Origin of the sequence: Actinoplanes sp. HUAS TT8 (assembly GCF_051380535.1) — a bacterium.
Classification (GTDB): Bacteria; Actinomycetota; Actinomycetes; order Mycobacteriales; family Micromonosporaceae; genus Actinoplanes.
This window is the reverse complement of record NZ_CP195646.1, coordinates 10,070,087-10,090,265: the sequence shown is the minus strand read 5'-3', so window position 1 is coordinate 10,090,265 and position 20,179 is coordinate 10,070,087. Positions and strand designations below refer to the sequence as shown.

Annotated in this window: 21 protein-coding genes; 12 read left to right on the top strand and 9 right to left on the bottom strand. The window is 70.1% G+C overall.

Annotated elements, in window-relative coordinates; translation table 11 throughout:
* The first annotated feature begins 1 nt into the window (after nucleotide 1).
* The 8 genes from ACSHV8_RS45085 to ACSHV8_RS45050 are packed head-to-tail and all read left to right on the top strand — an operon-like array spanning nucleotide 2 to nucleotide 7,450.
* On the top strand, nucleotides 2–880 hold the full coding sequence (locus tag ACSHV8_RS45085; RefSeq protein WP_436526477.1) for a branched-chain amino acid ABC transporter permease: 879 nt from the start codon (nucleotides 2–4) through the stop codon (nucleotides 878–880).
* Nucleotides 877–1,890: a branched-chain amino acid ABC transporter permease gene (locus ACSHV8_RS45080; RefSeq protein ID WP_436526475.1), complete on the top strand. Its 1,014-nt coding sequence runs from the start codon at nucleotides 877–879 to the stop codon at nucleotides 1,888–1,890. The genes ACSHV8_RS45085 and ACSHV8_RS45080 overlap by 4 nt, the downstream gene beginning before the upstream one ends.
* Nucleotides 1,887–3,152 (top strand): ABC transporter substrate-binding protein, encoded by a 1,266-nt coding sequence (locus ACSHV8_RS45075; protein WP_436526473.1) that lies wholly within the window; start codon nucleotides 1,887–1,889, stop codon nucleotides 3,150–3,152. Before ACSHV8_RS45080 ends, ACSHV8_RS45075 begins: the two co-directional genes overlap by 4 nt.
* 39 nt (nucleotides 3,153–3,191) lie before the next feature.
* The gene (locus ACSHV8_RS45070; RefSeq protein WP_436526471.1) at nucleotides 3,192–3,938 is read left to right on the top strand and encodes an SDR family oxidoreductase; all 747 of its coding nucleotides are present in this window, start codon (nucleotides 3,192–3,194) and stop codon (nucleotides 3,936–3,938) included.
* On the top strand, nucleotides 3,935–4,696 hold the full coding sequence (locus ACSHV8_RS45065) for an SDR family NAD(P)-dependent oxidoreductase (protein WP_436526469.1): 762 nt from the start codon (nucleotides 3,935–3,937) through the stop codon (nucleotides 4,694–4,696). Before ACSHV8_RS45070 ends, ACSHV8_RS45065 begins: the two co-directional genes overlap by 4 nt.
* On the top strand, nucleotides 4,693–5,673 hold the full coding sequence (locus tag ACSHV8_RS45060; protein ID WP_436526467.1) for a phosphotransferase family protein: 981 nt from the start codon (nucleotides 4,693–4,695) through the stop codon (nucleotides 5,671–5,673). Before ACSHV8_RS45065 ends, ACSHV8_RS45060 begins: the two co-directional genes overlap by 4 nt.
* Nucleotides 5,673–6,872: an acyl-CoA dehydrogenase family protein gene (locus tag ACSHV8_RS45055; protein WP_436526465.1), complete on the top strand. Its 1,200-nt coding sequence runs from the start codon at nucleotides 5,673–5,675 to the stop codon at nucleotides 6,870–6,872. The genes ACSHV8_RS45060 and ACSHV8_RS45055 overlap by 1 nt, the downstream gene beginning before the upstream one ends.
* Entirely contained in the window at nucleotides 6,869–7,450 is a 582-nt protein-coding gene (locus ACSHV8_RS45050; protein WP_436526463.1) for a TetR/AcrR family transcriptional regulator, read from the top strand. Before ACSHV8_RS45055 ends, ACSHV8_RS45050 begins: the two co-directional genes overlap by 4 nt.
* 82 nt (nucleotides 7,451–7,532) lie before the next feature.
* Here ACSHV8_RS45050 and ACSHV8_RS45045 read toward each other — a convergent pair whose 3' ends face one another.
* The 5 genes from ACSHV8_RS45045 to ACSHV8_RS45025 form a co-directional block, all read right to left on the bottom strand.
* A complete protein-coding gene (locus ACSHV8_RS45045) occupies nucleotides 7,533–10,091 on the bottom strand; it encodes an ATP-binding protein (protein ID WP_436526461.1) in 2,559 nt (852 codons plus the stop codon).
* A 96-nt stretch (nucleotides 10,092–10,187) separates the two neighbouring features.
* Nucleotides 10,188–10,772, bottom strand: a complete 585-nt coding sequence (locus tag ACSHV8_RS45040; protein ID WP_436526459.1) for a Uma2 family endonuclease — start codon at nucleotides 10,770–10,772, stop codon at nucleotides 10,188–10,190.
* A gap of 219 nt (nucleotides 10,773–10,991) precedes the next feature.
* Complete coding sequence (locus ACSHV8_RS45035) at nucleotides 10,992–12,080, bottom strand: alcohol dehydrogenase catalytic domain-containing protein (protein ID WP_436526457.1); 1,089 nt, start codon at nucleotides 12,078–12,080, stop codon at nucleotides 10,992–10,994.
* On the bottom strand, nucleotides 12,077–13,486 hold the full coding sequence (locus ACSHV8_RS45030; protein ID WP_436526455.1) for an aldehyde dehydrogenase family protein: 1,410 nt from the start codon (nucleotides 13,484–13,486) through the stop codon (nucleotides 12,077–12,079). The genes ACSHV8_RS45035 and ACSHV8_RS45030 overlap by 4 nt, the downstream gene beginning before the upstream one ends.
* Entirely contained in the window at nucleotides 13,483–14,112 is a 630-nt protein-coding gene (locus ACSHV8_RS45025) for a TetR/AcrR family transcriptional regulator (protein WP_436526453.1), read from the bottom strand. Before ACSHV8_RS45025 ends, ACSHV8_RS45030 begins: the two co-directional genes overlap by 4 nt.
* 105 nt (nucleotides 14,113–14,217) lie before the next feature.
* Here ACSHV8_RS45025 and ACSHV8_RS45020 point away from each other — a divergent pair, with 105 nt between their 5' ends.
* Nucleotides 14,218–15,762 carry a long-chain-fatty-acid--CoA ligase gene (locus ACSHV8_RS45020; RefSeq protein WP_436526451.1) on the top strand — a complete coding sequence of 515 codons (1,545 nt, stop codon included), beginning with the start codon at nucleotides 14,218–14,220 and terminating at the stop codon, nucleotides 15,760–15,762.
* On the opposite strand, the gene ACSHV8_RS45015 is transcribed toward ACSHV8_RS45020, so the two are convergent.
* On the bottom strand, nucleotides 15,751–16,170 hold the full coding sequence (locus ACSHV8_RS45015; protein WP_436526449.1) for a (deoxy)nucleoside triphosphate pyrophosphohydrolase: 420 nt from the start codon (nucleotides 16,168–16,170) through the stop codon (nucleotides 15,751–15,753). The genes ACSHV8_RS45020 and ACSHV8_RS45015 overlap by 12 nt on opposite strands.
* A 182-nt stretch (nucleotides 16,171–16,352) precedes the next feature.
* Between ACSHV8_RS45015 and ACSHV8_RS45010 the strand changes: the two genes are divergently transcribed.
* Both ACSHV8_RS45010 and ACSHV8_RS45005 read left to right on the top strand, forming a co-directional pair.
* The gene (locus tag ACSHV8_RS45010) at nucleotides 16,353–16,667 is read left to right on the top strand and encodes a 4a-hydroxytetrahydrobiopterin dehydratase (RefSeq protein WP_436537245.1); all 315 of its coding nucleotides are present in this window, start codon (nucleotides 16,353–16,355) and stop codon (nucleotides 16,665–16,667) included.
* 24 nt (nucleotides 16,668–16,691) lie between these two features.
* Entirely contained in the window at nucleotides 16,692–17,054 is a 363-nt protein-coding gene (locus ACSHV8_RS45005; protein ID WP_436526447.1) for a PH domain-containing protein, read from the top strand.
* Between the two features lie 11 nt (nucleotides 17,055–17,065).
* Here the strand turns inward: ACSHV8_RS45005 and ACSHV8_RS45000 are convergent, their stop codons facing one another.
* Entirely contained in the window at nucleotides 17,066–17,956 is an 891-nt protein-coding gene (locus ACSHV8_RS45000) for a hypothetical protein (protein ID WP_436526445.1), read from the bottom strand.
* A 246-nt stretch (nucleotides 17,957–18,202) separates the two neighbouring features.
* On the opposite strand from ACSHV8_RS45000, the gene ACSHV8_RS44995 reads away from it, so the two are divergent.
* Nucleotides 18,203–18,409, top strand: coding sequence for a hypothetical protein (locus ACSHV8_RS44995; protein WP_436526443.1), 207 nt, complete (start codon nucleotides 18,203–18,205; stop codon nucleotides 18,407–18,409).
* 174 nt (nucleotides 18,410–18,583) lie between these two features.
* On the opposite strand, the gene ACSHV8_RS44990 is transcribed toward ACSHV8_RS44995, so the two are convergent.
* Nucleotides 18,584–19,330, bottom strand: a complete 747-nt coding sequence (locus ACSHV8_RS44990) for a Type 1 glutamine amidotransferase-like domain-containing protein (RefSeq protein WP_436526441.1) — start codon at nucleotides 19,328–19,330, stop codon at nucleotides 18,584–18,586.
* A complete protein-coding gene (locus ACSHV8_RS44985) occupies nucleotides 19,327–20,160 on the bottom strand; it encodes a nucleotidyltransferase domain-containing protein (protein ID WP_436526439.1) in 834 nt (277 codons plus the stop codon). Before ACSHV8_RS44985 ends, ACSHV8_RS44990 begins: the two co-directional genes overlap by 4 nt.
* Nucleotides 20,161–20,179: the final 19 nt, after the last annotated feature.

Genomic DNA, 20,179 nt, shown 5'->3' with positions numbered 1-20,179 from the left:
GATGGACAGATTCGTCTACCTGACCTTCGACGGGTTGAGCCGGGGCGCCGTGTACGCCGCGTTCGCGCTGGCCCTGGTGTTGATCTGGCGGGCCGCCCGGATCGTCAATTTCGCCCAGGGCGCGATGGCGGTCGCGGCCGTCTACGTCGCCTATTCGGTGACCGAGAAGACCGGTTCGTACTGGCTCGGTTTCGCCGCCGCGCTGGTGTTCGGCCTGCTCCTGGGCATCGCGGTGGAGAAGGCGGTGATGCGGTTCGTCGACCATTCGTCGCCGCTCAACGGTGTGGTCGTCGCGCTCGGCCTGGTGCTCGTGGTGCAGGGGGTGCTCGGCATCGTCTACGGCAACGAGTTCCGGCCGGTGCAGACCCCGTTCGCCCGGGACGCGTTCGAGGTGGGCGGGGTCGCGCTGCTCAGCCGCTATGACGTGTTCGTGTTCGCCGCGGTGGGCGCGGTGGTCGTCGCTCTCACGGTGCTTTTCACCCGTACGTCGGTGGGCCTGCGCATGCGGGCGGCCGCGTTCGCCCCGGACGTCTCGCGGCTGCTCGGCGTGCCGGTCGGCGGCATGTTGACGCTGGGCTGGGCGCTGGCCGCGGCGGTCGGTTCGCTGGCCGGGATGCTGGTCGTCCCGACCGAGCTGGGCCTGAATCCGAACGCGATGGACGTGCTGTTCGTGTCCGCGTTCACCGCGGCGGTGGTCGGCGGCCTGGACAGCCCGATCGGCGCGGTGACCGGCGGTCTGATCGTCGGGCTGCTGCTCTCGTACGTCAGCGGTTACCTGGGGGCGACGGTCGCGCCGATGGCGGTGCTGGCCCTGCTGGTCGTGGTTCTGCTGGGCCGTCCGGGCGGGCTCTTCTCCAGTTCGAAGGCGAGGCTGGCATGACCGACATGAAGGAAAAAGCCGCCACGACCACAGCCGGTCCCACCACAAGAAAACCCAAAAAAACTTTAAATCCGATTTGGTACGTCGTGGCCGGCGCGATCCTCATCGCCGCCCTCACCTACATCGTGCCGCCGTTCCGGAACTACCAGCTGGCCACGGTCGGCGCCTACTTCACGGTGACGGCCGGCCTGACCGTCCTCACCGGACTCAACGGCCAGCTCTCGCTCGGCCACGGCGCTCTGATGGCCACCGGCGCGTACAGCTTCGCTCTGGCCCAGAACAGGTGGCTGAGCATGCCGCTCAGCTTCGTGGCCGCCCTGATCACCACGGTTCTGGCGGGCGTGGTGATCGGGCTGGCCGCGGCCCGGCTGCGGGGTCCCTACCTGGCCGGTCTGACCCTCGCGGTGGCGGTCGTCGTCCCGTCGGTGACCAGCACGTTCGACAAGACGTTCAACAGCGACATGGGACTGTCGGTGGCGCTCGACCCGCCGCCCGGCGTGATCCCGATGGAGCAGTGGCAGGCCTGGATCTGCTGGGCGGGCGCCCTGGTGACCGTGTTCCTGCTGGCCACGCTGGTGCGGGGCCGGTTCGGGCGGGATCTGCGGGCGGTCCGGGACGACGAGACGGCGGCCCGGCTGGCCGGGATCAACATCGCCCGTACGCAGGTGCTGGCGTTCGTCGTCAGTGCCGCCTGCGCCGGCCTGTCCGGTGCCCTGTTCGCCTTCCTCGCGCAGAGCGTCTCCCCCGGTGCGTTCCCGCTCACCCTGTCGCTGTTCCTGGTGATGGCGATCGTGATCGGCGGTCTGGGCCGGCTGTTCGGCGCGTTGCTGGGCGCGGTTCTGCTGGTGGCGCTGCCGGCTCTGGCCCAGACGGCCGGCGAGCGCACCGGTTCGCAGCACCTGGAGGGCAACCTCGCCTTGGTGATCTTCGGCGTGGTGCTCGTGGTCGTCATGCTCGCCGCCCCGGGCGGCCTGGCCTCAATCCGCATAATTCCCAGGAGGAAACGATGAAACGCACCACGGCGGTGTTCCTTTCCGTCCTCTTGTTCGCCGGAGCCTGTGACGGCTCCGCTTCCCAAGGGGGTGGCTCCAGCGGCGGGAACGTCCCCGGCGTCACCGACTCCGAGATCGTCGTCGGCACGCACATGCCGCTGACCGGACCGGCCGCGGCCGGGTATTCCAAGATCTCACCGGCCACCAAGGCGTACTTCGACTTCGTCAACGCCGGTGGCGGCATCAACGGCCGGAAGATCACCTACAAGGTCAAGGACGACGGCTACAACCCGGCGACCACCCAGCAGGTGGTGCGCGAGCTGGTCCTGCAGGACAAGGTCTTCGCGATCCTGAACGGTCTGGGCACGCCCACCCACTCCGGCGTGCTCGACTTCCTGAAGACCAACAAGGTGCCGGACCTCTTCGTGGCCAGCGGCAGCCGCAGCTGGAACCAGCCGGACAAGTATCCGGGCACGTTCGGCTTCAACCCGGACTACACCGTCGAGGGCAAGATCCTCGGCACGTACGTCAAGGAGAACCTGGCCGGCAAGAAGACCTGCTTCCTCGGTCAGGACGACGACTTCGGGCAGGACAGCCTGGCCGGCGTCGAGAAGATCCTGGGTGCGGTCGTGGCCAAGCAGACGTACGTGACCAGCAACCCGAACGTCGGCCCGCAGATGGGCGCGCTCAAGGCGGCCGGCTGCGAGGTCGTCGTGCTGGCCACCATCCCGGGCTTCACCGCGCTGTCGATCGGCACCGCCGCCAAGATCGGCTTCAAGCCGCAGTTCGTGGTCAGCAACGTGGGCGCCGACCCGACCACGGTCGGCAAGTCGCTCGGTGCGGCCGCACCGCTGCTGGAGGGCGTGGTCTCGGCCAACTACCTGCCGATCAACACGGACGACACCAGCCCGTGGATCCAGCTCTTCAAGAAGGTCAACGACCAGTACAACGCCGGGGCCGAGTTCGACAACAACGTCGTCTACGGCATGTCCGTGGCCTACCTGTTCGTGCAGGCCCTGCAGTCGGCCGGTAAGGATCTGACCCGGGACGGGATCACCGCCGCGGTGCAGAAGAACGGTTTCCAGGGCCCGGGTCTGGTCCCGCTGCGCTTCTCGGACAAGGATCATTCGGGGTACGGCGGTGAACAGCTCACCAAGATCCAGGGCGGCAAGGCGGTGTTCTTCGGGCAGGCCTACACCACGGACGACGCCGACGGCGCCGTGCAGCCCTACACCGGTCAGGCCGTGACACCGCCGCAGAACGGGATCCCGGCGGCGTAATATCCGCACTCTGAGTGCAAGTTACTAGGAGGTAATGCGATGGCGGACCAAGTGGCAGTCGTGACCGGGGCAAGCCGGGGAATCGGGTTCGCCATCGCGCAACGCTTCGTGGCGCAGGGCGTGAAGGTCGCGATCACCGGACGGGACGCGGACGCCCTGCAGGCCGCGGTGAAGGAGCTGGGCGGCCCCGAGGTCGCCCTCGGGGTGGCCGGCAAGGGCGACAACGCGGACCACCGGGCCGCGGTGATCGACCAGGTCAACGCGGCGTTCGGGCCGGTCACCACCCTGATCAACAACATCGGCATCAACCCGGCGTACGGGCCGCTGGCCCAGCTCGACCTCAACGCGGCCCGCAAGATGGCCGAGGTCAACCTGATCGGCACGCTCGGCTGGGTGCAGGAGGCGCTGCGCGGTGGCCTGGCCGAGGCGGGCGGCTCGGTCGTGAACATCTCGTCGGTCTCCGGGGTCCGCCCGGCGCCCGGCATCGCGTTCTACGGCACCACCAAGGCCGCGCTGATCCACCTCACCGAGGAGCTGGCGGTCGAGCTCGCGCCGAAGATCCGGGTCAACGCGGTCGCGCCGGCCGTGGTCAAGACCCGCTTCGCCGCCGCGCTCTTCGAGGGGCGCGAGGAGCAGGTCACCGCCACCTACCCGCTGAAGCGGCTGGGTGTGCCCGAGGACGTGGCCGGCACCGTCGCGTTCCTCTGCTCGCCGGACGCCGCGTGGATCACCGGCCAGACCATCGTGATCGACGGTGGCGTCACCCTGACCGGGGTGGTCGAGTGACCCGGGTCGTCGTCACCGGCGCCGGTGGCGGCATCGGCGCGGCGCTGGCCCGCCGGTTCGCCGCCGACGGCGCCCAGGTCGTGGTCAGTGACATCAACGCGGACGCGGCGGCCAAGGTGGCCGCGGAGATCGGCGGGGTCGCCGTGGCCGCCGACGTGGCGGTCGAGGAGGACGTCCGCCGGCTGGTCGAGACCGCCGGCGACATCGACCTGTTCTGCTCCAACGCCGGCGTCCTCAGCCCCGGTGACGAGAACACCCCGGACCAGCAGTGGGAGCGCGACTTCGGGGTGAACGTGATGTCGCACGTCCACGTCACCCGCGCCCTGCTGCCCACCTGGCTGGACTCGGGCACGCCGAAACGGCTGGTCATCACCGTCAGCGCGGCCGGGCTGCTGACGCTGCTGGGCAGCGCGACCTACTCGGTGACCAAGCACGCGGCACTGGCCTACGCGGAGTGGCTGCGAGCCACGTACGCGCATCGGGGTCTGATCGTCCAGGCGCTCTGCCCGCAGGGCGTCCGCACCGACATGCTGACCGGCGGGAACGCCCGGGGCAGCGGCAGCGCGGCCCTGCTGGCGGACGGCGCCCTGGAGCCGTCCGCGGTCGCCGATCTGGTCGCCGAGTCCGTACGGGAAAATGGGTTCTTGATCCTGCCGCATCCCGAAGTCGCGGAGTACTACCGCTTGCGCGCGACCGATCCGGACCGTTGGCTGGGTGGCATGAACAAGATGCAGCGTGGCTTCGAGGCCCGCTCATGAAGGGGCTGGACCTGGCGAAGCTCCAGGCCTATCTGGACAGTCCCCCGCTGACCGGGACGATGTTCGCCGGTGGGCGGTCGAATCTGACCTACGCGGTGACCGACGGGACGAACCGCTGGGTGCTGCGCCGGCCGCCGCTCGGGCACGTGCTGCCGACCGCGCACGACATGGTCCGCGAGCACAAGGTCCTCGACGCGCTCTCCCGGGCCGGTTTCCCGGCGCCGAAGCCGGTGCGGCTGTGCACCGACACCGAGGTCATCGGGGCGCCGTTCTACCTGATGGAGCACGTCGACGGGAAGATCTACCGGGACGCCGCCGACCTGGAGAAGGTCGACATCGGCGCGCTCACCCTGACCCTGGTCGACACCCTGGCCGACCTGCACGCCCTGGTCCCGGACGAGATCGGGCTGGGCGACTTCGGCAAGCCGGAAGGCTTCAACGCGCGCCAGGTGCGCCGCTGGAAACAGCAGCTCGACGCGTCCCGCAGCCGTGAGCTGACCGGCATCGAGGAACTGCACGCCCGGCTGGCCGCGGACATCCCGGCCGGTGGCCCGGGCGCGGTCGTGCACGGCGACTTCCGCCTCGACAACGTGTTGATCGGTGACGAACTACAGGTCAACGCCGTGCTGGACTGGGAGATGTCGACGCTCGGGGACCCGCTCAGCGACCTCGCCCTGATGCTCGTCTACGCCGGGCGCCCGCTGCTGTTCAAGGACGGTAAGCCGTTCGCCCCGATCGACCTGCCCGGCCACCCGTCGCTGGACGAGATGGCCGCCCGCTACGCCGGGCGCAGTGGCCGCGACGTCAGCGACCTGCACTGGTACGTGGGGTTCGCCGCGTTCAAGCTCGCCGTCATCCTGGAGGGCGTGCACTACCGCTACACCAAGGGCCAGACCGTCGGCGCCGGCTTCGACACCGTGGGCGCGATGGTGCCCGAGCTGGTCGAACAGGGCCACCGAGCGCTGGAAGGACACTGATGGACTTCGAGTTCGACGCGACCACCGAGGACTACCGCAAGCGGTTGACCGCGTTCATGGACGAGCACGTGTACCCGTCGGAAAGCTCGTTCCATTCCGACGGCTGGGAGCCCCCGGCCGTACTTCAGGAATTGCAGTCCGCGGCGAAAGCCGCCGGCCTCTGGAACCTGTTCCTGCCGGGTGAGCACGGCGCCGGGCTGACCAACCTGCAGTACGCGCCGCTGGCCGAGATCATGGGCCGCAGCCCGGCCATCGCGCCGGCCGCGTTCAACTGCAACGCCCCGGACACCGGCAACATGGAGGTGCTGGCCGAGTTCGGCACCCCCGAGCAGCAGGAACGCTGGCTGAAGCCGCTGCTCGCGGGCGAGATCCGGTCGGCCTTCGCGATGACCGAGCCGCAGGTCGCGTCGTCCGACGCCACCAACATCGGCACCCGGATCGAACGCGACGGCGACGAGTACGTCATCAACGGCCGCAAGTTCTACATCACCGGCGCGATGAACCCGAACTGCAAGATCTTCATCGTGATGGGCAAGACCGACCCGGACTCCGACCGGCACGTCCAGCAGAGCCAGATCCTGGTCCCGCGCGACACCCCCGGCCTGACCGTCAAGCGCGGCATGACCGTCTTCGGCTACAACGACGGCGACCACGGCGGTCACGCCGAACTGATCTTCGAGAACGTACGGGTGCCGGCGAGCAACCTGATCGGCGTCGAGGGCGGCGGCTTCGCGATCTCCCAGGCGCGGCTCGGCCCGGGCCGGATCCACCACTGCATGCGGCTGATCGGCATGGCCGAACGCGGCCTGGAACTGATGTGCCGGCGCGCGCTCGAACGCACCCCGTTCGGCAAACCGCTGGCCGAGCAGGGCGTCATCCAGGACTGGATCGCCGAGTCCCGGGTCCGGATCGAACAGGCCCGCCTGCTCGTGCTCAAGGCCGCGTGGCTGATGGACACGGTCGGCAACAAGGGCGCGCACACCGAGATCCAGGCCATCAAGATCGCGGTGCCGCTGACCGTCGAATGGATCCTGGACAAGGCGATCCAGGCCCACGGCGCGCTCGGCACCAGCCAGGACACGCCGCTCGCCCAGCTCTGGGTGGCGGCCCGCACGCTGCGTCTCGCCGACGGCCCCGACGAGGTGCACAAGCGCTCGCTGGCCCGGCGGGAGCTGAACCGATACCGGAGCCGCTCGTGACCCAACCCCCGCGCGTCGACGGTCGCACCGCCCGGTCCGAGAGGACCCGCAACGCGATCGTCGACGCCCACCTCCGGCTGATCGCCGACGGCGACCTGCGCCCGACCGCGGACCGGATCGCCAAGCTGGCCGGGGTCTCCCTGCGCGCGCTGTGGAGCCACTTCGCCGACATGGAAGCGCTGATGGCGGCCAGCGGGCAGCGGGTCCTGGAACAGCGCGACGAATCGTTCCGGCCGATCCCGGCCGACCTTCCGCTGGCCGAACGGATCGACGCGTTCTGCCGGCAGCGGGCCCGGATGCTGGAGGAGATCGGGCCGGCGGCCCGGGCATCGGCCCTGAAGGAGCCGTTCTCGACCGCCCTGCAGCGCTATCGCAAAATCCACGTCTCCCGCGTCCGCGACGAACTGACCAGCACGTTCCCCGAGGAGATCGGGGCCGACGAGGGTCTGCTCATCGCCCTGACCGCGATCAGCCAGTGGCCGACCTGGTCGACCTGGCGGGAGGCGATGGACCTGCCGGTGGAGGCGGCCCAGGCGGCGCTCGCCCGCAGCGTTCGCGCCCTGCTCAGTCCACAGTAGCCACGGAAGCGGCGGGTTCCCGAAGGTCCCGGGCCCGCCGCTCTTCGCCGGCCGGTGCCCGGAGCCGGATGCGATCGCTGATTCAGGTCAGGCCGAGGCGGGCGGCTTCGGCGGCGGCCTGGCCCCGGCGGGAGACGCCGAGTTTGCGGAGGATGGCCGAGACGTGGTGGTGCACGGTCTTCGTCGACAGGAACAGGCGTTCGGCGATCTCCACGTTGGACAGGCCCAGCTGGACCAGGGCCAGCACCTCCACCTCGCGGCGGGTCAGTTCGGCCGGGTTGTCGCGGGTCCAGCGTTGCGGGCCGCGGGGGATGTCGCGGACGCCGCGGGAGCGCAGGCGCCGGGTGACGATGGCGGCGGCCGGGCGGGCACCGAGGCGCTGGAACTCGGCCAGGGCGGTGCGCAGGTCGGTCTCGTCCGAGCTGCCGGCCAGGGCGAGGGCCGCGTCGTATCCGCAGTCGCGTTTGCGCCAGCGTTCGGCGGCGGCGTTCACGTCGCCGGTGAGCTGCAGGGCGTACGGCTCAAGCAGTTTTGTCTCTTGAAGTTCGGGGTCGGGCTCGCCGGAGAGGCGGCGCAGCCAGGCCAGCTCGCCCAGCACCCACGCCGAGCGGCGGCGTTCGGCCAGGTCCCAGGCGTCGGCGAGTTCCGGTTGGACCGGGGCGCCGGCCAGCCACGCCGCTTCGGCCCGCGCGGCCGCCGCCGGGGCCAGGTATTGCAGCTCGTGACGCCCGGCGGTGAGCGCGCGCATCTCGTCCAGGGCCGGCCACGGGTCTCCGTCGCCGCGCCGGGCCGCGATCAGGCCGACGACACTCAGCGCGATGATCCGCAGCAGTGGTACCGGGCCGCAGTTCACCAGGATCCACTCGGCGTCCGCGGCCGCCGCCTCCCAGCGGCCCAGGTCCAGGTGGTAGCGGGCGCGGTGGGCGAGCACGTAGTGCTTCCAGCCGTCCAGCCCGAGGTCGTCACAGATCGTCACGCCCCGGTCCAGCCAGGACGCCAGATGGTACGAGCGGACGCGGGTCATCGCCCAGCCGGCGTGGATGTAGGCCCGCCCGATGTGCTCCTCCAGGCCTTCCCGTTCGGCCGTGGCCAGGCTGCGCTCCAGGTGGCCGATGCCTTCCGGTTCGCCGTTGAGCATCATCATCGTGCCCAGGTTGTTCAGGCTGTGCACGACGACCTCGGCGTCGCCGAACCGCTCGCCGAGCTGCAGCGCCCGCGTGCCCAGCTCCATCGCCTCGGTGTACTCCTCGATGTTCATCGCGATCGACGCCTGGTTCGTGTAGGCCACCGCGAGTTCCCGCCCGGGCGACGCCTCCAGCAGCCGTAACGCCTCCCGGCCGGCCTCGGCGGCGTCGTCCGGGAAGCCGCCGCACCACAGGCGCCGGGACAGGTTCGACAGTGCGACACCCTCGCCGAGCCGGTCACCACCCCGGCGACGTTCCCGGATCGCCTCCCGCAGCGCGGCGATCGAGTCCGGGGTCTGCTCGGTCAGGTAACACTCGTAGGAGCGGCGTTCCAGCAGGTCGGCGCGTTCCTTCGGGTCCAGGTCGGCGGCGAAGCGCAGTGCCCGCGCGTACTGGGCGGCCGCCTCCCGATGAGCACCCGAGGCGGCGGCCTGCTCGGCGGCGCGCGGCGCCCAGGCCAGCACGGTCGCCGCATCGCCGGCCGCCTCGGCGTGGTGCGCGACCCGGCTCGGATCGGCCGGCTTGTCCAGCAGCGCGGTCAGCACCCGCCGATGCAGTTCCCGCTTCCGGTGCGGTGCCAGGGATTCCTCGACGGTGATCCGCGCCAGCTCGTGCCGGAACGCCACCCCGCCGGGCACGCTCTCCAGCATCCCCGCCCGCAGGGCCTCGTCGAGTCCGCTCTCTTCCAGGATCACATTCATTTCGGCGTACGGCGGAATGATCGAGACCACGTCCAGCACCGCCACCGCCTCGGCACTGAGCCGCGCCGCCCGTGCGAGCACCGCGTCCCGCACGGTCAGCGGCACGTCCCCGTCGTCCCGTGCCAGCACCTCGGTCACGAAGAACGGATTGCCGCCCGTCGCCCGGTGCAGCGCCTGCCCGTCCCGCCCGTGCTCCCGCGCCAGCTCACACACCGCCCCGGCGGACAGCGGCTCCACACTCAACCGCCGCACCGCATCGCCCTGCAGGTCCCCGAGCAGGCGCCGCAGCGGATGCCCGCGCCCCACCTCGTCGCTGCGGTAGGTGGCGATGATCAGCGCCGGGATCGTCCCGATCCGGCGGCCGAGCAGGCTCAGCACGTCCAGGGTCGCCTCGTCGGCCCAGTGCAGATCCTCCAGCACCAGGATCAGCCCGGGCCGCGCCCGCACGTCCCGGATGATCCCGGCGGCCAGTTCGTACGACTTGGCGCCGGCCTCGATCAGCTCGTCCATCTCCAGGAACGGCCCGAGCGGACGCGGGGTGTAGAGCGGATCGCAGGCCCCCCAGAGCACCGGCCGGACCGTTTCGACCTCGTCCCGGAACTGCCGCACCAGCGCGGTCTTCCCGCCCCCGGCCTCCCCGCCGAGCAGCACGAGGATGCCGCTTCGGGTGGCGGTGACCTTCGCGTACGCGTCGTGCAGTGCACCGAGTTGGCCGGATCGCTCAAGCAGGCCGTTCCCGGCAGACTTCTCCCCCATCGACGCACCATGTCATCGGGTGCCGTCAACCTCCATCACCTATCCGACATCCGAGAATGCCGATCACGTTCCGCACCACCGGGCCGCCCGACCCGGTCACCTCTTGCCGCGGATCAGCAAACCGTCCAGGTCGATGGCGATCGCGAACGGCATCGCGCTACGCAACCCATGACGGTGGACCCCCGTCGGCGCATAAGACCCGGTTGGCTCGTCGAGTTCGTAGGTATGAACGGCCGGCGCCCCGTCCTCTTCCTCGACTCGCCAGTAGTGCGTGACGCCGGCTTCCGCGTACTTGCGGAGCTTGACCATGCGATCGCGGTGCGCCGACTCGGGCGAGACCACTTCGCCGACCAAGATCACCTGGTCGGGGGTGTAAAAGGTACGGTCCGGGTCAAAGGATGCTGTCGTCAACAGGAAGTCTGGTTCGGGACGATTCAGCTTGTCGAGTCTGATCGTCATTTCCCGTTCGACCACGATGCGCTCTGGCGCCTGTTCGGTCAGAGCGTTCACCAGGGCGGTGACGATCTGGCTATGCCAAGAGCGCTGGGGGGACAGCATGAAGACAAGCGCCCCATCGATCAGCTCGGTATGACGTGGCGCCTCGGGGAGATGGTCGAGGTCGTCGGCGAACCACCCCTCGTCGCGGGGTGGGTACATCCACTCCGGCAGCGCTGGTGTCATGGCGCCAAGGTAGCAATCCCGCATGCTCAGCGGGGTGTGGCGCGGTGGCGATGACCTCGTCCCCGAACGGCCGCAACTGGATCCCGGCCGCACGTACGGTTCCGGCTGCTGAGCGGTCGCCGCCACATGCGGGACGAAGCGGCTGATCGTCGGGATCTTCGGAGAAGTGCAGCACCTCACCGGGCCCGGGACGGCGGGGCCCGGTGAGGTGCACGGTGATCAGAGTCGGACGACCGAGCGGGCGCCTTCCCCGCGGGCCATCCGTTCGAAGGCGGCCGGCACGTCGGCCAGCCCGATCCGGTCGGTGATCAGGTGGTCCAGGGACAGTTTCCCGTCGAGCACGTCCCGGGCCAGGGCGGGCACTTCGATGTCGGGGTCGGCCTGGCCGTAGACGGAGGCGCGCAGGGTCCGCGCCGACGAGAAGATGTCGAGGGCGGCGATCTGCACCATGTCGTCGGCCGCGCCCATCCCGACGACGGTGACCTGCCCGCCGCGCCGGGTGGCGCGCCAGGCCGCGCGGATCGTGGACGCCCGGCCGACGCATTCGATCGCGTGGTCGGCGCCGCGGCCTTCGGTGCGCACCCGCACGTCCTTGGAGAGCGCGTCCGACGACACCACGAAGTCGGTGGCGCCGGCCGCTTCGGCCAGTCCTTTCTTGGCTTCGCTGACGTCGACGGCGATGACCTGCCCGGCGCCGGCCGCCCGGGCCGCCGCGACGACCGACAGGCCGACCCCGCCGAGGCCGATGACCAGCACCGATTCGCCCGGCTGGACCTGGGCGGTGTTGCGGACGGCGCCGGACCCGGTCAGCACCGAGCACCCGAGGAGCGCCGCAACTTCAAAATCCAATTGCGACGGTACGGCGATGACGGCGTTCTCCGGCGCCACGACCTGTTCGGCGAACGCGCCGAGGCCGAGCGTCACGTGCACGGGCGCGTCGTCGAGGGTGATCCCGTTCTCCAGCGCGGCCACGCCGGACGACGTGGAGCACAGCCAGGGCTGCCCGTGCTCGCAGAACCAGCACTGCCGGCACGGCGGCTGCCAGTTGAGCACCACGTGATCGCCGACGGCGGCCCGGGTGACGTGTTCGCCGACTTCCAGGACCTCACCGGCCGCCTCGTGGCCGAGGACGAGCGGGTGCGGCGGCCGGAGCGTGCCGTTGATCATCGACAGGTCGGAGTGGCAGACGCCGGCCGCCCGGACCCGCACCCGGACCTGGCCGGGACCGATCTCGGGCAGGCGTAGTTCCTCGACGGTGGCCGGGCCGTCGGGTTCGCGCACGACCAGGCCGGAAATGTAGTGGCTCATCGCTGGATCGCCTTCACCTGCTGGAACTCCTCCAGGCCGAACTGTCCCAGTTCCCGGCCGACGCCGGACTGCTTGTACCCGCCGAACGGGGCGAACGGGTTGAACGAGCCGCCGTTCACGTCGACCGCGCCGGTGCGGATGCGCCGGGCCACCGCGAGGGCGTGTTCGTCGCCGCCCCAGACCGCGCCGGCCAGCCCGTACTTCGAGTTGTTGGCGATCGTGACGGCTTCGTCGTCGCTGTCGAACGGGATGATCGACAGGACCGGCCCGAAGATCTCCTCCTGGGCGAGTTCGCTGTCCGGGGTGACGTCGGCGAAGACGGTCGGCGCCACGAAGTGCCCGGTGCCGGGCAGCGGCGCGTCCAGCCCACCGGCGACCAGGCGGGCGTCGGCCCGTTCGATGAAGCCGCGGACGCGGTCGCGCTGGGCGGCCGAGACGAGCGGCCCGAGCCGGGTGGCCGGGTCGAACGGGTCACCCACGGTGTAGCCGGCCGCGGTCTTGGCGGCGAGCGCGACCGCCTCGTCGTAGTGGGTGCGGTGGACCAGCATGCGGGTCCAGGCCGTACACGTCTGGCCGGAGTTGAGGAACGCGTTGCCGACGCCGACCTTGACCGCCTTGACCAGGTCCGCGTCGTCCAGGATGACGTTGGCCGACTTGCCACCCAGTTCCAGCGAGACCTTGGCGATCCGGTCGGCGGCCGCGTGGGTGATCGCGCGGCCGGTCGCGGTGGAGCCGGTGAACGAGATCATGTCGACGTCCGGGTGCCCGGCGATCGCCGCGCCGACGGCCGCACCGGTGCCGGTGACCAGGTTGAACACGCCGGCCGGCAGGCCCGCCTCGTCAGCCGCGTCGGCCAGCAGGTACGCCACCAGGGGCGTCAGCTCGCTCGGTTTGAGCACGACCGTGCAGCCGGCCGCGAGGGCCGCCCCGACCTTGGCCACGACCTGGTGCAGCGGGTAGTTCCACGGGGTGATCGCACCGACCACGCCGGCCGCCTCGCGCACGATCAGCGAGTTGCCGATGGTCTGCTCGTCGACGGGCTGAAGGGCCAGATCGGCGTACCCCCGGAGGACCGTGAGGGGCAGGCCGGCCTGGACCGCCTGGGCGATCTTCAGGGGCGTGCCGAGTTCCTGGCCCACGGTCCGGGCGATGTCGGCGGCGCGCGCCGCGAGGGCCTGGTGCAGCCGGTCCAGGTGGGCCCCGCGCTCGGCCATCGGCAACGCCGACCAGCTGTCGAACGCTTTCCGGGCGGCCGAGACCGCGAGGTTCACGTCCTCCGGCGTGCCGGCCGGGACGTGCCCGATCACCTGCTCGGTGTACGGGTTCTCCACCTCGATGCGGTCACCCGACTCGGGCGGCACCCACGCGCCACCGATGTAGAGCTGTTCGCGGAATTCCGACGTCATCGGCGTACCCCTTGGTCGTAATGGTCGGACAGGCCGGCCAGCAGCGCGTCCAGCCCGAGTTCGAACGCGCCCTCGTCGACCGCGGCGCGGTGGGCCGACAGTTCGTGGGCGCGGTGCAGGTGCGGATAGCGGTCGTACAGCTCCGGGTCGCTCTCGAAGCCGAGCGCGAACGAGCCGAGCGCGGAGCCGGTGATCAGGTAGCGCATCAGCGCGCCGATGTGGGTGGCCCGCGAGCGGGACCAGCCGGCGTCGATCAGGGCGCCGTAGACGGCCTCGGCCATGGCCAGCCCGTGCGGCCGGCGGCCGGGCCCGGTGGCCAGGACCGGGACGATGTTCGGGTGGGCGGCGAGGACCGCGTGGTACGACTTCGCCCAGAGCCGCAGCCCCTCCCGCCAGTCGCAGTCGGCGAACACGTCGATGTCGACCTGGGCGACGACCGCCTCGGCGACCGCGTCGACGATCTCCGCCTTGGTGGCGAAGTGGTTGTAGAGCGACGGTCCCTGCACTCCGAGCTCGGTGGCGAGCCGTCGCATCGACAGCGCGTCCAGCCCCTCGGCGTCGATCAGGGTCGAGGCGGCCTCGACGATGCGCTCCCGGGTGAGCAGCGCCTGTCGTGGCCGGGCCATGTTGGCAACTCCCTGGAAATCAGAAATCAACACTGGACGCGCAAAAACTTACGCCGCTAGTTTATGCGGAAGCTGCGACGTACATCACTCTTGAGGGGAACCAGCATGACGACTCTGTCCCTGGCCACAGTTCTGGCGGAGAGTGCGCGCCGGTACCCGGAGAAGGTCGCGATCGTCGACGCGGGTGCCCGGATCACGTATCGCGAGTTGTGGCAGCAGACCCGGGAGTACGCGGCCGGCCTGCAAGAACTCGGCGTCGGCCCGGGCAGCACGGTCGCCGTGATGATCCCGAACGTCGCCGACTTCCCCCGGGTCTACTACGCGGCGCTGGCCGTGGGCGCCCGGGTGGTGCCGGTGTCGCTGCTGCTGCAGCCGGAGGAGGTGGCCTACGTCCTCACCGACAGCCAGGCCGACCTGCTCGTCACCCATTCCGCGTTCCTGCAGGTGGGTGCGGCGGCGGCGCAGCTCTCGGGCACCCGGCTGGCCAACGTGGGCCCGCTGCCGGCCGATCTGCCGACCCCGCCGCAGCGGCTGGAGCAGGTCGCGGCCGGTGTCCCGGCGCTGCACACGTACGTGACCCGGCAGGCTGAGGACGTCGCGGTGATCCTCTACACCAGCGGCACCACCGGCAAACCCAAGGGCGCCCTGCTCACCCACCTCAACCTGGTCATGAACGCCGCGGTCAACGTGTTCGACGTGCACCCGATCACCGGTGACGACGTGGTGCTGGGCTGCCTGCCGCTGTTCCACACGTTCGGCCAGACGGTCGGGATGAACGCGACGTTCCGGCTCGGCGGGACGCTCGTGCTGCTTCCGCGCTTCTCCGGCGAGGCCGCGATCGACCTGATCCTGCGGGAGAACGTGTCGATCTTCCACGGCGTGCCGACCATGTACATCGGCCTGCTCGAAGCCGCGGCCAAGGCCGAGCGCCTGCCCAAGCTCAAGCTCTGCGTGTCCGGCGGGGCGTCGCTGCCGGTGGCCGTGCTGGAGCGCTTCGCCGAGGTCTTCGGGTCGCAGATCTGGGAGGGCTACGGTCTTTCCGAGACGTCACCGACGGCAACGACCAACCAGCCGGCGTACGGCGCCAAGCCCGGCACGGTCGGGCATCCGATCTGGGGCGTCGAGGTCGAGATCGCCCGTCCCGAGGTGCCCGAGCGCATCGAGTTCCTGCCGACCGGTGAGCTGGGCGAGATCGTGATCCGCGGGCACAACATCTTCGCGGGGTACCTGAACCGACCCGAGGCCACCGCCGAGGCGATCATCGACGGCTGGTTCCGCACCGGTGACCTGGGCGTCAAGGACGACGAGGGCTTCATCAGCATCGTCGACCGCACCAAGGATCTGATCATCCGGGGCGGCTTCAACGTCTACCCGCGCGAGGTCGAGGAGGTCATCGCCCGGCACCCGGCCATCCAGCAGGTCGCGGTGATCGGGGTGGCCGACGCGACGCACGGTGAGGAGATCTGCGCGGTGGTGGTCCTGGAGGACAAGGGCCTGACCGAGCAGGAGCTGATCGACTGGTCGCGCGAGCGGCTGGGCAAGCACAAGTACCCGCGGCAGGTCCGGTTCACCGAGTCGCTCCCGCTCGGACCCAGCATGAAGGTCCTCAAGCGGGAGCTGCGCAAGCAGTACTCGGGGTCAGGTCAGTAGGGGCGGAAGTTCGGCGACGATCGGGACGTCGGCGGGCAGCCACGGGACGCTGTCCAACTGGTCCACGGCCAGCCAGCGCAGGGCCTTGTGCTCCAGCGCCTCCGGTTCCCCGTCGAGCACCTCGACGGCGTAGACCCGGAGCACGGCCCGGCCGTGGGCCAGCGGCACGTCCGGTCCGACCCGCGGGCCGACCTCGACCGTGATGCCCAGTTCCTCGACGCACTCGCGGGCCAGCGCCTGCTGGTCGGTCTCCCCCGGCTCGACCTTCCCGCCGGGGAACTCCCACTTGCCGGCCGCCTCCGGCGGGGCGCTGCGCTGACAGGCGAGCACCCGCCCACCCGCGATGATCACTGCCGCCACAATCACCCTGGGTGACGGTTGTGGCTTGACGTACTGTTCCGACGGCATGAGAAACAAGATCGCACAAAACTCCGCCGATCAGGTTGCCCGAGCCGCCCCGATCGTCCCCCAAACGCGGATATGTGGGCGTGGACATCACTGTCCCAACGGACGAGACTGTGCGTACCGACCATGACGACACGGCGACAGTTCGGCCACAAGCCGGCAACAACGCTTTGGGGGGTGGTGCCATGCGGGCCAGGAAACGCCGGAACAACACGGGCTCGGATTACCTGAGCGACGCCCTCGCTCTGCTGGGCGGCTGGACCCGCGACGGCGTGCAGCTGCGCCGCGATCTCGCCTGCGACGACAGCCAGCATGCCGCATTGACCGAGCGGATCAAGGTGGCGGCCGACACACTGTCGATCCGGCCGGTGATACGGCGTGTCGATGGGCACACCCAGATCTGCCTGGGTGACCGGGACGGCGATGCCATCACTGACGGTGAGGTCACTCTGGCCGCCCGCATAGAGGACTTCTATCGCACCGTGCTGGAGCACCCGTAACCGTCGCGGGCTACGCTGCGCCGCATGGCAGACGTGATCTACGACAACAAGTCTCAGCTGGAGCAGGTCCAGAGCGGCCTGCTCGAGGGCGAGACCGTCATCGCGGTCTACGACGCGATCGGCGTGGGCACCGGCTTCATCGGCCTGACCAACCGCCGGATCATCATCCAGGACAAGTCGTTCGTCGGTAAGAAGTTCGCGATCACGAGCATCCCCTACAACAAGGTGAGCTCGGTCAGCGTGGTCAGCAACAAGAGCTGGGTCGGCCAGTTCTTCTCCAGCGGCGAGATCGCGATCACCGTGGGTCAGCACGTCTACGAGGTCGAGTTCCGCGGCTCGGAGAAGGCTCACCACGCGCACAACCTCATCCTCAGCCTCGCTTCCTGAATCGGCGTGACTCAGCGCCCGCCGACCGCCTGCGTCAGATCCCAGACGTACCGGCGGCCGGCGGGCTTCTCGTCGCGCCACACCACCTCCCAGCGGCCCGCGGGATCCTGCACCGGGTCGCTGAAGACGCCGTACCCCTGGCGTTCCTTGACGCTCGGCGGTTGATCGTTCTCCGGGAACGTGAACGTCACCTCGAAGCGCGTGAACGCGGACGGCGTGCCGCTCGCGGTCGGCAGCCGGTCCTCCCAGACGAGCTGGTCCCAGCCGCGCTCGCGCAGTGGCCGCCACAGCCCGCGCGGCCGGTACTCGACCTGCCACTCGGTCGGCGTCATCATCGCCGGGTCGAAGATCATCCAGACCCGCAGCAGCCGGCTCTGCTCCAGCGGCAGCGCGGTGATCGTGCCGAACGTCTGCCGGTGCGCCTTGAACGCGATCTCGTCGAGCCGCACGATCCGCTCGTCGTCGGTCGGCACGATCGGCCGCATGGTCCGGTGCGTGACCAGCGGTTCCGGGGTGGTGACCCGCTTCTCGACGATCCGGTCGCTGTCGTCGTCGGCACCGACCGCGACGGTCACCTCCAGGGTCTCCTGGAAGAGCGGCTTCTCCCGGTCGCTGATCCGCTGGATCGCCTCCAGGTAGTGCTGGTGCCCGGCTCGCTGCAGCGCGAGCGCCTTCGTGGCCTCCAGCAGCTCGTCGCGCAGCTGCTTGATCTTCAGGACGAACGCGATCTGCCAGAACCGGACCACGAAGTAGAGCAGGCAGGCCAGGAATACCGCGGTCAGCGCCCACTGGGCGGTCCGGGCCGGTATCTCGGCCAGCTGGGCGACGCCGGAGGCCAGTCCGAGGAGCATGACCAGGACATTCAGGGTGCCCCGGAACACGGTCTGATACTTGGACGGCATCCTCATCATGATGCCGACCGATGCCGGGTGGATAAATCACGTCAAAGAGTGACGTTGCCCGATTCGGGGTGGCTGTTCGACCGATGTTCGAAAACCGGACGGAGGATACGGCATGCCAGACCGGCCTACCGAGGAACGGTTACCCACCGGTAACCATTGCTGGCCCGGACCGGGGCGCCGCATGCTACCCGAGAGGTTCATCGCAATCTATCGACTTTGCCCCTGACCCCCCGGAGGCGATCACCGGTGCTGGCTCATCTGCAGAAGCCGCTGACCCGGAGGCCGAGCCGCGAGCTGCTCGGCAGCGATCTGGGGCCGATGCCGACCCTCGGCGGCGGAGAAGGGGGCCAGCCGCATCGGCTGGCCGTGCTGCTCGGGGCGAACACGGTGTTCGCGATGGCGTTGCTGCTCTCGGCCGTGCTCGTCGGCCTGGCCACCGTCGCGTTGCACTGACCCCCACCGCCGGATCAGTAACTGCCGCCCTCGCCGCCGCGCGACACGGGCTGCTTCACGATCGCGTTCATCGGTCTCCCTTGAGGTTGTGACTCCGCAGCGGACAACGGAATCGACAGCGATGTGGTTGCGCGGATTCGCGCGTAGTTTAGCCGGACAGAGCCGACACAACGGTCAGTTAGGGTATTCCGGAAGGACCCGGGTGGGCAGCGGTGTCTCGGTCACGGTCCCGTCGGCGGCGCGCTTGAGCTCGTACCCCAAAGGTCCTTCTCGATCCGCGACGACCTCGTCGAGGGAGATGCCCCGATAGACCAGCCCGGCGCCGTCGTCGGTGGCGAAGCCATCCGGCAGGGTGCCGTTCCCGATCAGCTCGTGCATCTTCGGCCGGCGCTGCTCCTCGCCGTCGTAGTGGACACCGTTGCTGTACGGAAGCCAGCCCAGCCCGTCGGTGAACCCGCGCAGTTCGAGCCCGAAGCTGTCCGTGCTGCCGCCCCGGTGCCAGCAGATCGAGCCGGCCGACACGCCGCTCATCACGACACCGGCCTGCCACGCCTCGTGCAGGATCTCGTCCAGCCCGTGCGCCCGCCAGACCGCGCAGAGGTTGGCCACGCTGCCGCCGTCGACCCAGATCACGTCCTGGGCGAGCAGGTGCGCGCGGATGTCCTCGATGTTCGGCATCGGGAACAGCTGCAGGTGGGACATGGTGAACCTGGTCCCGGCGAAGGCCGAGTAGAACGCGCCGATCCGGGCGTCGGGGTCGCCGGTGGCCTGGGCCAGCACGCAGATCCGGGGAGCCTCGGCGGCGTTCGCCAGCTCGGCCGCGAAGTGGTGGATCCGGCCCGGCCGGATGTCGAAGTTGCCACGCCGGCCTCGCTGGAAGCCCGCACTGGTGGCCAGAATGGTAGGAATGTCCGCGGTCATCGCAACATCATCGCGCACGCCTCGGTCGTCTCCAGCGCGAGATCGGCGGCGATGTCGATGGCCAGCGTGAGCCGCAGCGGATCCCCGGTGATCGCCGAGAACGCGGCGTCCACGCGTTCCTGGAACTTCGCCGGCGCACCCGGCAGCCGCCCGGCCGCGGCCACCGCGCCCTTCTCGTTGATCAGCCACTGCCCGGCCGCACCGTGCAGCGCGTGCGCACACACCCCGACCAGCCGGAACAGGCAGCCGGCGACGTAACTGGTGTCGAACCGGGAGACGCCCTTGCGGGCCAGGCCGACCAGGAAGTCCGCCTCCCAGAGCCCGGAGACCAGGGCCTCGGCCAGAGGTCTCGGAAAAACCAGGACGCGGCGTCGCAGCGCCGCCAGCTCGCCGGTCGGGTCGGCCAGGATGCGGCCGAGGGCCACTTCGCCGGCGTACGAGAAATCCGGCACCCCGAGCGGATGGCCGCCCTGCGCGTGGAACGCGTAGCGGCCCTGCTCCGCCTCGGACCAGCACCGATGCACGCGGTCGAGGTCCCGGTAGATCCAGTCGACCGGGTGGTCGTCGATCCGCAGCCAGCCGCCGCCGTCCACCCACGGGCCCCACTCGCCGGGCGCGGTGACCCGGGCCCGGTCCCCGGCCACCTCGACCGCCACCGCGCCGAGCCGGTCGGTGTCGAAGGGCACCCGGTAGTACAGCCCCAGATCGGTGTCGGACTCCGGTGAGTGGGTCTGCCGGGCCCGGCTGCCACCGAGCACGACGCCGACCACGCCGGGAACGGTGACCAGGCGCTGGGCCATCTCGGTCAGTACGGCGTCGGAGAGTGCCATGCCGCGACCCTAGCCCGAT